Annotated in this window: 16 protein-coding genes; 7 read left to right on the top strand and 9 right to left on the bottom strand. The window is 35.5% G+C overall.

Going from position 1 to position 14,456, the window contains the following annotated elements:
* Positions 1 to 148: DUF2851 family protein (locus AACY93_RS02540; RefSeq protein WP_339611022.1), on the bottom strand; the 148-nt coding region annotated here is incomplete at its 3' end.
* Positions 149 to 345: 197 nt separating this feature from the next.
* Here AACY93_RS02540 and egtB point away from each other — a divergent pair.
* From egtB to AACY93_RS02515, 5 genes are all read left to right on the top strand, one after another.
* Positions 346 to 1,494, top strand: coding sequence for an ergothioneine biosynthesis protein EgtB (egtB, locus tag AACY93_RS02535; RefSeq protein ID WP_339611017.1), 1,149 nt, complete (start codon positions 346 to 348; stop codon positions 1,492 to 1,494).
* Between the two features lie 5 nt (positions 1,495 to 1,499).
* Positions 1,500 to 2,447, top strand: a complete 948-nt coding sequence (locus AACY93_RS02530; protein WP_286854476.1) for an L-histidine N(alpha)-methyltransferase — start codon at positions 1,500 to 1,502, stop codon at positions 2,445 to 2,447.
* Between the two features lie 4 nt (positions 2,448 to 2,451).
* The gene (locus AACY93_RS02525) at positions 2,452 to 3,123 is read left to right on the top strand and encodes a hypothetical protein (protein ID WP_286854477.1); all 672 of its coding nucleotides are present in this window, start codon (positions 2,452 to 2,454) and stop codon (positions 3,121 to 3,123) included.
* 12 nt (positions 3,124 to 3,135) lie between these two features.
* Positions 3,136 to 3,846 carry an NAD(P)H-dependent oxidoreductase gene (locus tag AACY93_RS02520; protein ID WP_286854478.1) on the top strand — a complete coding sequence of 237 codons (711 nt, stop codon included), beginning with the start codon at positions 3,136 to 3,138 and terminating at the stop codon, positions 3,844 to 3,846.
* A gap of 263 nt (positions 3,847 to 4,109) precedes the next feature.
* On the top strand, positions 4,110 to 4,526 hold the full coding sequence (locus AACY93_RS02515; protein WP_007649543.1) for a hypothetical protein: 417 nt from the start codon (positions 4,110 to 4,112) through the stop codon (positions 4,524 to 4,526).
* Positions 4,527 to 4,623: 97 nt separating this feature from the next.
* Here AACY93_RS02515 and AACY93_RS02510 read toward each other — a convergent pair whose 3' ends face one another.
* Together AACY93_RS02510 and AACY93_RS02505 are read right to left on the bottom strand one after the other, a co-directional pair.
* On the bottom strand, positions 4,624 to 5,604 hold the full coding sequence (locus AACY93_RS02510; RefSeq protein WP_286854479.1) for a cysteine synthase family protein: 981 nt from the start codon (positions 5,602 to 5,604) through the stop codon (positions 4,624 to 4,626).
* A 78-nt stretch (positions 5,605 to 5,682) separates the two neighbouring features.
* A complete protein-coding gene (locus AACY93_RS02505; protein WP_286854480.1) occupies positions 5,683 to 6,918 on the bottom strand; it encodes an FtsX-like permease family protein in 1,236 nt (411 codons plus the stop codon).
* Between AACY93_RS02505 and AACY93_RS02500 the strand changes: the two genes are divergently transcribed.
* Positions 6,919 to 8,187 carry a DUF1343 domain-containing protein gene (locus AACY93_RS02500; protein WP_286854481.1) on the top strand — a complete coding sequence of 423 codons (1,269 nt, stop codon included), beginning with the start codon at positions 6,919 to 6,921 and terminating at the stop codon, positions 8,185 to 8,187. It abuts the gene before it with no gap.
* On the opposite strand, the gene AACY93_RS02495 is transcribed toward AACY93_RS02500, so the two are convergent.
* The 5 genes from AACY93_RS02495 to AACY93_RS02475 all read right to left on the bottom strand — a co-directional run bounded on the left by AACY93_RS02495 (position 8,184) and on the right by AACY93_RS02475 (position 11,995).
* Positions 8,184 to 8,963: a hypothetical protein gene (locus AACY93_RS02495; protein WP_286854482.1), complete on the bottom strand. Its 780-nt coding sequence runs from the start codon at positions 8,961 to 8,963 to the stop codon at positions 8,184 to 8,186. The genes AACY93_RS02500 and AACY93_RS02495 overlap by 4 nt on opposite strands.
* 228 nt (positions 8,964 to 9,191) lie before the next feature.
* Positions 9,192 to 9,551 carry a hypothetical protein gene (locus tag AACY93_RS02490; RefSeq protein WP_286854483.1) on the bottom strand — a complete coding sequence of 120 codons (360 nt, stop codon included), beginning with the start codon at positions 9,549 to 9,551 and terminating at the stop codon, positions 9,192 to 9,194.
* 176 nt (positions 9,552 to 9,727) lie between these two features.
* Positions 9,728 to 10,573 (bottom strand): sterol desaturase family protein, encoded by an 846-nt coding sequence (locus AACY93_RS02485; RefSeq protein ID WP_286854484.1) that lies wholly within the window; start codon positions 10,571 to 10,573, stop codon positions 9,728 to 9,730.
* 15 nt (positions 10,574 to 10,588) lie between these two features.
* On the bottom strand, positions 10,589 to 11,428 hold the full coding sequence (locus tag AACY93_RS02480; RefSeq protein ID WP_286854485.1) for a thioredoxin family protein: 840 nt from the start codon (positions 11,426 to 11,428) through the stop codon (positions 10,589 to 10,591).
* 66 nt (positions 11,429 to 11,494) lie between these two features.
* A complete protein-coding gene (locus tag AACY93_RS02475; protein ID WP_286854486.1) occupies positions 11,495 to 11,995 on the bottom strand; it encodes a YkgJ family cysteine cluster protein in 501 nt (166 codons plus the stop codon).
* Positions 11,996 to 12,075: 80 nt separating this feature from the next.
* On the opposite strand from AACY93_RS02475, the gene AACY93_RS02470 reads away from it, so the two are divergent.
* Positions 12,076 to 12,771: a class I SAM-dependent methyltransferase gene (locus AACY93_RS02470; protein ID WP_007649571.1), complete on the top strand. Its 696-nt coding sequence runs from the start codon at positions 12,076 to 12,078 to the stop codon at positions 12,769 to 12,771.
* A 36-nt stretch (positions 12,772 to 12,807) separates the two neighbouring features.
* On the opposite strand, the gene AACY93_RS02465 is transcribed toward AACY93_RS02470, so the two are convergent.
* Positions 12,808 to 14,430: an amidohydrolase gene (locus tag AACY93_RS02465; protein ID WP_286854487.1), complete on the bottom strand. Its 1,623-nt coding sequence runs from the start codon at positions 14,428 to 14,430 to the stop codon at positions 12,808 to 12,810.
* Between the last annotated feature and the right edge of the window lie 26 nt (positions 14,431 to 14,456).

Below are 14,456 nucleotides of genomic sequence, written 5' to 3'. Positions count from 1 at the left end.
TTAATTGTGCATTAAAAAAGTCTGGACCAGAATTTGTATTGTGCTGTCCTACCGAAACAATTTCCAAAGTCTCATGCTGTGTGGTTTTTAAGTGAGCCACAGACATTTTCTTATGTTGCCAGATATAATGTAGAAAATCTTCTTGCATACTCTAAAAATAGGGAAAAAACTTAGATTTTTAATTAATTTTGAAGGGATTATTCTACGTTTAATAACCTTTATCTGTAATTAATCCCATCTCTTTAGTAAGGTCTTTAAAACAAATAGGACATACTCCTTAAGCGATTGTTAAAATTATCTTATTCCAAGTTTAAATGTCGCAAAAGCTTATTATATTTAAGGGATATGCAAGATTTATTACAATTTTACCTAGTCACAAGAAATCAAACCGAAGCACTTTGCAAACCCTTAAAGACAGAGGATTACACCCCTCAATCTGCTGAATTTGCCAGTCCTCCAAAATGGCATTTGGCACATACCACTTGGTTTTTTGAGGAAATGATATTAAAATCCAATGTTGAAAACTACCAAGTGTTCGACGATTCTTATAGTTTTTTGTTCAACAGTTATTACAACAGTATTGGAGAACGTATTGAGCGTAAAAACCGTGGGCTAATTACCAGACCTTCTATAGAAAAGGTTTACGCCTATCGTGAATATATTGACAAACACATGATGGAACTTTTAAAAGGTACAGTTTCTGCAGACCTTAAAAAACTGACCATTTTAGGCATCAATCACGAACAACAACATCAAGAATTACTGATAACCGATTTAAAATATACCTTTTCCTGCAATCCTATTTATCCTAAGTATTCAGAAAAAAATTATATAAGCACGAAAAAACAGACATCAGATTGGTTAGAAGTTCCTGAAGGCATTTACAACATTGGTCACGTAGGAAATGGGTTTTGTTTTGACAATGAGCTGGGAAGACATCGCGTGTTTTTAGAACCATACAAAATATCTAAAACATTAGTGACCAACGGCGATTTTATTGAGTTTATAAACGACAAAGGATACCAACAAGCCAAGTATTGGTTGGACGATGCATGGTATTGGCTGCAACAAAACCAAGTTAAAAGTCCATTGTATTGGAAACTCGTAAACGGTGTTTGGCACCAATACACGTTATCTGGTTTGCAACCTGTAAATCCAGATGCTATATTAACCCATGTTTCTTATTATGAGGCTGCTGCTTATGCCTTTTGGGCAGGCTACAGGTTACCAACAGAATTTGAATGGGAAGTCGCTTCCAAAGAGCTGGATTGGGGAACTGTTTGGGAATGGACCAATTCGTCCTATTTACCTTATCCCAATTTTAAAATAGCCAAAGGAGCCGTTGGCGAATACAATGGCAAATTTATGGTAAACCTCATGGTTTTAAGAGGCGCTTCATCAGCTACTGCAAAAAATCACAGTCGCTTTACCTACAGAAACTTTTTTTCACCCAACACACAATGGCAATTTTCTGGAATCAGATTAGCTAAATAACTTATATGAACACAAAATTTCAAAACGACATAAACGAAGGTTTAAGCAAAGCTTTAAAATCTTTGCCATCTAAATACTTTTACGATAAAACAGGTGACGATTTATTTGTTAAAATAATGAATCTCCCAGAATATTATTTAACCAAAGCCGAATTTGACATTTTTAAAAATCAAACCAAAAACATCATAGCAGCATTGGACATCAATCCCAATGTATATTTTGAATTGATAGAGTTAGGAGCTGGCGATGGCACAAAAACCAAAGAATTGCTAAAGGTATTGATTTCCGAAAACTTCAACTTCGATTATATACCAATAGACATTTCTAACAATGCTTTAAAGCAATTGGAAACCAACCTAAACACCGAAATCCCAAATTTGAAAGTGACCAAGAAACAAGGCGATTACTTTAACGTTTTGGATGGTTTAAAAACTTCCAACCACCCAAAAGTAGTGTTGTTTTTAGGCTCTAACATTGGCAACATGGAAGACGAAAAGGCCAAACGCTTTATTTCCAAGCTAAGCAGCTCTTTAAACCCCAACGATAAAGTGGTTTTAGGTGTGGATTTAATAAAATCCAAAGACATTGTTTTACCTGCTTACAACGACAAAGCAGGTGTTACCAAAGCTTTCAACTTTAATTTATTGAACAGAATCAATAAGGAACTGGATGCTAATTTTAACATAGATCAATTTTCCCACCAACCTGAATACACCGAAACCGAAGGCATTGCCAGAAGTTATATTGTAAGCAATACAGATCAAGAGGTACATATTGGTGCTTTAAATAAAACCTTTCAGTTTAAAAAAGGGGAAAAAATTCACACCGAAATATCCAGAAAATATAACGATGAGATCTTAAATTCCATTCTAGAAAACAGCTCTTTAAGAATCGTGACCAAACTATTGGATTCCAAATCCTACTTTGCCGATTATATTTTAATTAAAACCTAGAACCATGACCAAAAATGCCAATATGTTAGGGATTTTAGGTTTGGGCCATAGAAGTACTTTGTTTTATCTCGATGCCCTAAACAAAGCGTACCATGAAGAAGAACAGGGTTACAGCACCTGCCCTTTTATACTGTACAACACTGATTTTAATTCCATTAATCCGTATTTGCCCAATCAGTTTAAAAAACTTCTTCCTATGCTCACAAGCTATCTTAGTAACTTAGAAAAACTCCCCATATCACATCTTTTGATTCCTAACCTCACATTACACGAGGCCATGGATAAGCTGGATACAAACCTTAAAATCATCCACCCATTGCTCTTAGGTGTCAATTTCCTTAAAAAAAAGGACATCAAAGAAACAATTGTTTTTGGTTCAAAATACACCATGACTTCCACATATCTTTCCAACTATTTTTCTTCAAAAGGTATCCAGACCAGATCTCCATCAAACAAAGACGAGGAATTTATTGATGCCTTAAGGCAAAAAATCTATTCCAATACTGAGACCTTAGCAGATAGGGATGCCTACAACGCCCTTATTGTTAAATATAGTAACAAGGCTCATATATTGATAGCTTGCACCGAACTGTCCATTTTAAACCATCCTACTCATGTTGTGGATATGGCTCAACTTCAAATAACGGAAGCCTTAAAACAAATAAAGCAACATTAAACACTTACAATTATGAAAAAACCAGATTTTACAGATTTAAAAGCCATGTATGTTAATTGTACCTTGAAAAAATCGCCTAGACAAAGCCATACCGATGGCTTGATGGACGTTTCCAGAAAAATCATGGAAGCTGAAGGCATTTCAGTAAGACAATTAAGATTTGTAGATCACGAAGTTGCTTATGGCGTATATCCAGATATGACAGAACATGGTGTTGAAAAAGATGAGTGGCCAAAATTATTCAAGGACATTTTTGAAGCCGATATTTTAATTATTGGAACTCCTATATGGTTAGGTGAAAAATCGTCTGTCTGCCAAAAACTCATTGAGCGTTTATATGCCATGAGTGGCAAAACAAACGACAAAGGTCAATACCTGTTTTACGGAAAGGTTGGTGGTTGTGTCATTACAGGAAATGAAGATGGCATAAAACATTGTGCCATGGGTATTTTATACGCTTTACAACATGTTGGGTATTCCATTCCTCCTCAAGCCGATTGTGGTTGGATTGGTGAAGCTGGACCTGGTCCAAGCTATATGGACGAAGAAAGCCATGCCAAAGACAACAGCTTTACCAACAGGAACACTACGTTTATGACGTATAATTTACTGCATTTGGCAAAATTACTGAAAGAAAACAAAGGGTATTCCAATTATGGAAACTCCAGGGAAGCTTGGGATGATGGAACCCGTTGGAATTTTGAAAATCCTAAATATAGATAACACTTGGTTCGCCCTTGCCGTTTTTATTAAGAAGCTTACACATTGCTGTTTAAGAGATATTATCTGCTACTTTAAAAAACAAAACTGCTTAACCAACACTATTAACACATTATAAGTACAGATCCGATAATGAGGTCAAATTATTAAATAGTAATCATGGATTATTACGGAAAATATTTAATAATGTGATATATTTACATCTTTTAACAATCATCCATTATTTAACCAAAAGTTGGCAATAATGGTGTAAAAACTTTAAATCTATGAAGACTTATTTAGGGATTTTATTTTTCGGGGCCCTTTTATTTTCCGGATGCGATCAATCTAAATCCAAAACAACAAATAGTAATACTGAGCAGAACGTTACGCAAGAAACACCAGCAGAACAAACAACAAATGCCCTAAAGACCAATTCCAATAAGGCTTCCAGTGCTCCTACGCAAACAGCTACAGGCATGAATCCAGCTCACGGACAACCTGGACATGATTGTGCCATTCCTGTTGGAGCACCTTTAAATAGTAAAAACAATTCATCTCCTGTGGTAAATCCTGGAAGTTCATCACCTGTTATCAACCCAGGAAGCTCCTCTCCTGTTCAGACTGCTCCTGGTATGAATCCGGCTCATGGACAACCTGGGCACGATTGTACCATTCCTGTGGGAGCGCCTTTGAATAAGTAATATTTTAAATAAGAAATAAAAAAAACCTGAGTTATCGCTCAGGTTTTTTATTTATTAAGATTCTTCGGTTGTTTTATTCCCACTGAACGACAGGAGGTTATTCAATATAACCCATTTTCTTCATCCAATCGTCGTTAAACATTTTGCCTACATATCTGCTGCCATGATCGTGGAATAAAACCACAACCACATCGTCTTTTGTAAAGTGTTCTTTTAATTGCAACACGCCTTTAATGGCTGCTCCAGCAGAATTCCCTAAAAACATACCTTCTTTCTTTGCCAATAATTGAGTGTAAACAGCTGCATCCTTATCGGTTACTTTAGTAAACCCATCAATAATATCGAAATCCACATTTTTAGGTAAAATGTCTTCTCCTATCCCTTCGGTAACGTAAGGGTAAATTTCATTTTCATCGAAAATACCTGTTTCATGATATTTTTTAAATACAGAACCATAGGTATCCACTCCCCAGACTTTCACATCTGGATTTTGCTCTTTTAAATATCTACCAACTCCAGAAATGGTTCCTCCTGTACCAACACCAACTACAAAATGCGTGATTTTCCCTTCTGTTTGTTTCCATATTTCTGGACCTGTACTTTGATAATGCGCTTTGGTATTGCTTAAATTATCGTATTGGTTTACATACCATGAATTTGGTGTTTCTTCTCCAAGACGTTTGGAAACGGAATAATACGAACGTGGGTCTGTAGGTTCTACATCTGTAGGGCAAACAATAACTTCTGCTCCTACGGCTTTCAACATATCTATTTTCTCTTTACTCTGTTTATCAGCCATCACAAAAATGCATTTGTAACCTTTTACTATAGCCGCTAAAGCCAAACCCATTCCTGTATTCCCAGAAGTTCCTTCTATAATGGTTCCTCCCGGTTTTAAACGTCCATCGGCCTCGGCATCTTCAATCATGGTTAAGGCCATTCTGTCTTTTACAGAATTTCCAGGATTAAAGGTTTCGTATTTTGCCAATACCAAACATGGTAATTCTTCTGTTAAGGCATTCATTTTAACCAATGGCGTGTTGCCTATGGTTTCCAGTATGTTCTTTGCGTAATCCATTTTAATTTTTTTCAGTTGCAAATTTATGTTTTTGCCATGAATACACGAATTATTTTGGGATGTTTCTAAAAATCCTGCTTATTCAAAACGAATGGCTTTTACGGGAGAGATTTTGGTAATGATATAGGAAGGCACCAATAACATGGCCAAACACAAGATAAACGTACCTATATTCAAGGCCAGAATATAGCTTAAACTAATGTAAACTGGAGCTTCGGTTACATAATACACGTCAGGATTTAAAGGGAATAGTTTGAAGTATTTTTGAGCAAACAATAAACCCAATCCTATAACATTTCCCCAAAGAAGCCCTAAAGTGATTAAGTAAGATGCATTGTACAAAAATATTTTTCTAATGGCCCAATTACTGCTTCCAAGGGCTTTTAAAATACCAATCATTTGGGTTCGTTCCAGAACCAGAACCAATAAAGCCGTAATCATATTGATACCAGCAACCAAAATCATAACACCAATAATGCCATAGATATTTTTAACAAAAATCTGTATCCATTCAAAAATGGAAGCAAATTTTTGTTCTACCGTTGTTACATTCAACAATGGAGGTGTATTGTTGTAAACCTCATTGTAAATCTCATTTAGTTTACTGTAATCTGTTACAAAGACCTCAAAATGTCCTGCTTGGTTGTCTTCCCATTTATTAAGACGCTGTAAATGGCGCAAATCCCCAAACACATAGGTTTCATCAAAATCCTTAAAGCCAGAATTATAAATACCAACAATATGGTAAGTTATCATGCTTGGAGGTTTGTTGGGATCTTCTTTTCTAAATAAAGTGGTAAAGGAATCTCCCAATTTAAACTGTAATCTGTTGGCTAAATATTGGGAAATCAACACCTCTTCATTCCTATCTCCCGAATAATCCGGAACTCGTCCTTCCACTAGAAAATCTTGAAAATAGGTCCAATTAAAATCGGCTCCAACGCCTTTTAAAATAACAGCCTCAAAGTCGGTTTCTGTTCTTATAACACCAAATTTGGTTGCCACAGCCTGAATATGTGCCACTCCTTCAACCGATTTAAATTCGGGATAAAAATACTGTTCCATGGATACAGGGTTGCCACTTTCTTGAGAATTATTACTGTCGAAATTGGAAATGATAATGTCGCTATTAAAAGCCACCACTTTCTCACGAATCTTTTGTTGCAGTCCTATTCCAGTGGCAATGGCAATCATCATCACTATAATACCTATAGCAATGGCAGCAATACCAATTTTTATTATTGGTGCCGAAACACTACTTTTATACGCTTTACTGTCAATAATGCGTTTGGCTATAAAATATTCAAATTTCAAATGATGCAATTAAAATTTATTCTCCTCAAAAATACAGTTTTATTATTTGTTTTTATACTCATTTCTTGTGGAAACTTTTCTAGTGCTAAAAACGAAAAGTCACCTACTAAAATCGACCAAGGGTTTGCTTCGTCGCAAGTTAATAGCAATGACAATCAAATAATTGTTGGAGCCAACCAAACTGAAAAATACATGCCACTTTTACAGGGAAAACGCATTGGAGTTGTTGCCAATTTAACAAGTGTTATTTTTAAAAATGAAGCACAAACCACCTATACACATTTGGTAGATTCCTTGCTGGCACTACAAATGGACCTAAGGAAGGTATTTTCTCCTGAACATGGCTTTAGGGGAAATGTAGATGCTGGGGAATTTGTGGAAAGTGGCAAAGACACTAAAACAGGCTTACCTATAGTTTCGCTGTATGGAAAGAACAAAAAAGCCTCTAAGGAGTCTTTAAAGGATATTGATATCATGATTTTCGATATCCAAGATGTTGGTGTTCGTTTTTACACATATATCTCTACGTTGCATTATATGATGGAATCTTGTGCAGAAGCCAATATTCCCTTACTGATATTGGACAGACCAAACCCGAACGGACATTATGTAGATGGCCCAACCTTGGAACCCGAAAACAAAAGTTTTCTTGGCATGCATCCCATTCCCTTGGTTCACGGACTGACCATAGGTGAATTTGCCCAAATGCTCAATGGAGAAAAATGGCTGGAAAACCAAGCACAATGCAACATTACCGTTATTCCTGCTAAAAATTACACCCACAATAAATTTTACCAGGTGCCTATTAGACCTTCACCAAACCTTCCTAACGATCAAGCCATTAAACTATATCCAAGTCTGGGACTTTTTGAAGGGACCAACATCAATGCTGGACGAGGAACGGAATTTCAGTTTCAAAGGTATGGAGCGCCTTTTTTAGATAAAAATGTGTTCTTATTCACGTACACACCAAAAGAGAGTTTTGGTGCCAAAAATCCAAAACACAAAGATGTACTTTGTTATGGCGAAGACTTAAAAAACGATTCCTTATACGCTGAAGTTTCACTGAAATGGCTTATTAAAGCCTATAATCATGCTACAGACAAGTCCAAGGTATTCAATACTGAAAATTTCACCAAACATGCCGGAACAGATAAACTACAAAAACAAATTGAAGCTGGCCTAAGTGAAGCAGACATTAAAGCCATTTGGCAAAAAGACCTGGAAGCCTTTAAAAAACTAAGGGCAAAATATTTGATTTATAATTAATCGTAAGGTCTGCCATTGGGCCTTAAATTATTTCTTCTGTAATCTGCCCTGGATTGAATGTTATGGTTTCCATAACGGATATCTGTTAAATTGTAGGCTTTGGAATAAGTGGGTTTAGAACGTTCTAAAATATTGTCAATTTTTTTGGTCCTTAAATGTTTGGCATCTAAAAGCTCCTTGGTTTCCATGGAAGACATGGCATCAGTACCATCAAACGATAAAACCGTTAAACTTTTAGAGTCAAGCTGCAAGGCTTTGGAATCTGCATTCTGAGCCAAACCAACAGGTTTTGGAAAGTGTTTGATGATTTTATTTTCACTTAAATCCAAGATAGGAATGTTGCTTACTGCCAAGTTGTTGTTAGAGTCAAGCGTATTCAAGCCTCTATGCAAACCTGAGTCTATTGGCAACAGCCTGGAAATTTTAAAAACAATGGTTTTTCTATAAATGTAGGTGTCGTCCCTTCCTTCAGTATGCACCACAGCAAATGTATAATCGCCCAGAGGTAAATCGTTTAAAGGGATCCTGATGTCTTTGGTAACATCGTTAATGGCATATTCCCTTAATCCAACATCACCAATTACTTCAATTCTATTAAGATCGAATGTGCTTTTTAAATAAAGGGTATCTCCAGAAGTATTTAAATAATGGGTTAAACTTTCGGCCGTTTTATTTACGTTCTTGAAAATTGCGGAATACACGATATCTTGACTGTAAGATGAATTAAAATAGGCCACAACCAAAAACAGAAACATTTTGAAATTTAGGGTCTTCATATGTCTGAAATTTTGTTTAACAAATTCATTTTTTGCTATAATCAATCCTTTGTTGAACAAATCAAAAATACGACAATGTGGACATGGAATTGAGATTAGAATAACTTATTCGATAAGTCCCAAACTAAATTGGACAAACTGTACCCATCAAAACTAAACGTCTAACTTTTAGGTATTTAAACGAATGGCTATTCCGTTTAAAAAGAAATAATTTGGACAGAAATATCTCTAATTATCTATGGATGCAACAGGATATGCACCAAAAACATGAATTACAAAAATGATTTTTTTTGGAGTTTGATCAACCACAACCACATGTTTTCCTTGTGATAAATTGGTAAGGGGAATCTTTAAATCAGTTTCGCTTAAATACACATCCAATTCCCTTTTGTATTTGGAATTTATGGAATATACATGCGAAATCTCTGTAATGCTTTTTAACAATAAGGTATCTTTGGTTGCATTGAGTTCATGAAACAAACTGCTGGCATTAGAGTTTCTGTTTTTCTCAATTTTGGCAAAAACCGATTGAGAATGTATGGAACCTGATAAAATACCTAGACCTAATGTCAGTAAAAATGTTTTCAAAAAAAAAATACTATTAAGTTCTACAATCCTTGAACTCAACAGCAACCAATTAATCCTCAGGCTAAAACTAAATTAATTTCCAAACCAAACAACAAATAATCCATGAACTGCAAAAAAATCAGAAGAACTACAAAAAATTGTTGACAACCTGTTAAAAACCTTTGATTATGAAAGCATTAAACCACATCCTTTCCAGGAATAATGGTAGGTTTTTGATAATTTTGAAACGGTTGTTTTAAAAGCTCGCTTATTTGTCCGTTTTTCACTTCATCAGGAAAGACATCCACACCATATACCAATTTCTCCCGATCCAACTCCATGTAAGTTCCAAAAAGCCTATCCCAAATAGAAAAAATATTTCCATAATTGGAATCTGTGTAAGGTAACACATAATGATGGTGGACTTTATGCATATCTGGAGAAACAAAAATATAACTAATGGCTTTATCCAGTTTTTTAGGAAGCTTGATGTTGGCATGTGTTAACTGTGTAAAAACCACAGATAAGGATTGGTACATAAATACAATGGCTATAGGTGTTCCCACGATAAAAACACCCATTAAAGTAAAAATAAAACGAATGACGCTTTCCAAGGGATGGTGCCTATTTCCTGTGGTAGTATCCACATGGTGGTCTGTATGATGTACCAAATGTATCATCCATAGAGGTTTTACTTTATGTTCTACAAAATGGGCCAAATAGGCTCCAAAAAAATCAAGCAGCAAGACGCCTAAAATCATGTATAACCAAAGTGGCATGCTTGGCAACCAATTAATAATTCCAAAATGATTGGTTTTAACCCAATCGGCAGAGAGCAACAACAAAAAGGCCAAGCCAAAATTCACCACTATGGTTGTAGCCGTAAAAAAGAAATTTGGCCATGCATGTTTCCACTTTTTATAAGAAAACCTCACTAAGGGAAAAGCACCTTCCAACAGCCAAAATAAAGCAATACCTCCAGCAAGCAGCAAACTTCTGTGAAGTGTAGGAATGGTTTCGAAATAATTAAATATAGTTTCCAAAATATTCAGTATTAATTAGGAAGCCTGTAAAAACAAGCTGGCTTTTTCCATGTCTGATTTAGTTAATTTATCTTGCCACAAACTGGCATTAGTATCATCGTTCAACAATTTATAAACTGTGTAATGCAAAAATCCATACATGTTTTGGTTCATGCTATCAAGTTCTTTGTCATTTATTTTTGCAAGCATTTTCAAGGCTTTTACAGGGTTTTCAAGTATTAACTGCTCCTGAATTTCATACAAACTTATTTTTTGCTCAAAAGCCTCTTTGCTTTTCAAGTCACTGGTCTTCAACATATCCAAAGCTTCATCAAAATATGTTTCAGAAACATGGGTAAAATCCCGTTTAAGATCTTTAGTTAAATATAAGCAATAGTCTTGATATTTAACAGCCAACCTAAAAGTAGTTGCAAAATTTTTATTCTTAAAATAGTTTATTAAATCCTGACTTAAAAACTTGGTATTAAGCGCATACTTGTGCAACAAGTCCATAACTTGATCCTTACGTTTATAACTCATTTGCTGATAAATTACCTTGCCATTGCCATCCATAATAAAAATATATGGAATACCTCTAACACCATATTTGTGTGCTAGAGATTTTTGACTGTCAATATCAATTTTTACAGGCACATAGTTTGCCATTAACAATTTTACGTCCTCTTTACTCCAAGACTCTCTATCCATACGTTTGCATGGACCACACCAAGAGGCCCAAAAATCTACCAACAAAAGCTTATTGGTGGCGACAGCCAGTTTTTTGGCTTCATCGAAAGATGTTAACCAATTTTCTGCTTTTACAAATTGAAAACCGGAAATAAAGACAATAAAAACAATTAAAAAATAGCGTTTCATTTAAAAAAAGATTTGGGTTATAACTTTCAAGATTTAAAGATACTAAAATCTGTCAGTTACCAAAAATCATAGTTTTATACGACGTTTCATTTCTTCCACAATATTAAAGGCAGCAGGACAAATGGCTACATTTTTTAAGGTTAGATTAGATATTTGGTGAAATTTTTTACGGTCTGTATGAGGAAACCCGCTACAAGCTTTAGGTCTTACATCATAAATTGAACAGTAATTATCAGCTCCCAGAAAAGGACAAGGTACAGATTGCAGCACATAATCGTTATCCTCGTCCACTCGCAAATACGTATCAATAAAATGCTGTTGCTTCATTTTAAAATGCTTCGCTATACGTACAATATCTTTATCTGTAAACAAAGGTCCAGTGGTTTTACAGCAATTGGCACAATCTAAACAGTCTGTTCGTTTAAATGCTTCGTCATGTAATTCCTGCATCAAGTAATCCAACTGTTTTGGTGGCTTCTTTTTAAGCTTGGTAAAGAAGGTTTTATTTTCCTTATGCTTATCTTTGGCGAGTTTTGGAAGACTTTCTAAGTTGGGTTCTAAGTTCAAAATTCAATGTTTGAGGTTCAAATCCTTACAAAACTATAAAAATCATCTTAACTTGAAACTTTAAATCTTAAACTTTGAATTTGAAAGACCTCTTCGGAAAAGCCTTAATAGATTACCAAAACGGTAATTACACAGAGGATTTAATAACATCCACCAACATTTCTGATGAGGATGAACTCCCTCTTCCCTATCTGTTTAGAAATTTTAAAGACATGCCCAAACTGGAACAAAAAGCGCTTCAGCTTTCCAAAGGAAACGTGTTGGATGTTGGTTGTGGTTCTGGAAGTCATAGCTTGTATTTACAGGAAAAAGGCTTGAGGGTAAAAGCTTTGGATATTTCAAAAGGTGCCATTGAAGTAGCCAAAAAACGTGGTGTTTTAAATGCCGAATTAAAAGATGTTTTAGATGAAACTGAAACTTTCGATACCATTTTATTATTAATGAATGGTACTGGTATTTTCCAAGAACTATCGCAAGTTACCAAGTACTTAAAACATTTAAAGTCTTTATTGAATCCGAAAGGTCAAATCCTGATAGATTCTTCAGACATCAAATACATGTACGAAGATGACGATGGAGGTTTGTGGATAGACACCAACGCCAATTATTATGGCGAATTGGATTACTATTTAAGCTATAAAAATGAAGACGAAGCACCTATGAAATGGTTGTATCTTGATTTTGAAAGCTTAAAGTTTGCTTGTGAAAGTGTAGGATTGTCTTGTGAAAAAGTGATGGATGGTAAACATTTTGATTATTTGGCTAGGCTTACCTAAACAAAAAAACTTACTAATTACTTACAAACAACAAACCTATTGCTTCACGCCACCAATATAAGTTTGCTCTACTTTTATGTTTGGGATATTCTTCACATCAGTTGTCATAATATCTTGATCCAAAATAATAAAATCGGCAAATTTCTCGACTTCTATACTTCCTTTTTCATCTTCTTCAAAATTGGCATACGCAGCCCAAATGGTCATCCCTTTTAAGGTTTCTTCCCTGCTTAAACCATCTTGCAAATTAAAACCACCTTCTGGATACCCTTTAACATCTTGTCTGGAAACAGCTGCATAAAAGGTTAAAAACGGACTTACCTGCTCCACAGGAAAATCGGTCCCCAATGCTACTTTTCCACTGGCATTTAATAAGGTTTTATAAGCATAAGCTCCTTTTATTCGCTCAGCTCCCAACCTATCTTCTGCCCAATACATATCGCTTGTAGCATGTGTTGGCTGTATGGAAGGGATGATATTTTCATTTTTAAACAACTCAAAATCGTTGTCTGTTATTATTTGGGCATGCTCTACACGCCAACGTCTATCGGTTTCCCCTTGCAAGGTTTTTTCATACGTCTTTAACACAAAACGGTTTGCCGAATCGCCAATGGCGTGGGTATTCATTTGATAGTTGGCAGCTTCAATCCTACTGGCCAGGGCTTTAAAATCTTCAAGACCTATAACCATGGCTCCAAAATGATGTTCCTTGTCGGAATAAGGAGCTTTTAAAGCAGCACCTCTAGAGCCCAAAGCACCATCCGCATAGACTTTTACGGATTGTACATTTAATTGATCCGTTTTAATTTTACCTTTAGTCAAGTAGTAATCCAAATTGTCTTTGGTATTGGACACCATCGCATACACACGCATATGCAAATCGCCTGTTTGCTGCAAACTATCCATTAACTCTATAACCTCTCTGTGTAATCCAGCATCTGAAACTGTTGTCAATCCAAGATTGGTACATATGTTTTGGGCATCCAATAAGGCATTTATCTGTAATTCCCTATTTGGTTTGGGAAAAATAGCTTCCACAAGCTCCATGGGATTATCTATTAAAACACCTGTTAATTCACCATCTTCAATTATTATTTCGCCACCATCCATTTTAGTTTCTTTTGTAATGTTAGCCAAATCCAAAGCGGCTTGATTACACAACATGGCATGACCATCAATTCTGGTTAAAGCCACTGGAGTATCAGGAAATAAGGCGTCCAATAATTTTTTATTCGGAAACTTTTTGTCTTCCCAATCGTTTTGATCCCAACCACGACCAATAATAAAATCCGTTTGCCTTTCATTTTGATAGTCCAACACACGTTTCATGACCTCATCGAAACTGGTTGTTCCTCTTAGATCCACTTTTTGCAAGTTCATCCCTAATCCATAAAAATGACAATGCGCATCAATAAATCCAGGGAATACAGCTCGTCCTTTGGCATCAATAATGGTATCTGCTTCAAACGTATTTTGTAGGTCTTTGGAAGTCCCTACTTGAAAAAACTTCCCGTCTTTAATGGCGAAAGCTTCCGCTTTATCAAAGTTTGAATTTACAGTATATACATTGGCATTGATAACAAGGGTGTCTACCTGTTGTTTTTCTTTTTGGCAAGAAAAAATGAGGATTAAAGCGAAAAGAGAAAGTAGTTTTTTCATGTTGTATATATTAATTCACTGTTCTT

It is taken from the genome of uncultured Xanthomarina sp. (assembly GCF_963971605.1).
GTDB lineage: Bacteria > Bacteroidota > Bacteroidia > Flavobacteriales > Flavobacteriaceae > Xanthomarina > Xanthomarina gelatinilytica.
The sequence above is the reverse complement of the archived record's forward strand: the minus strand, read 5'-3'. Positions and strand labels throughout refer to the sequence as shown.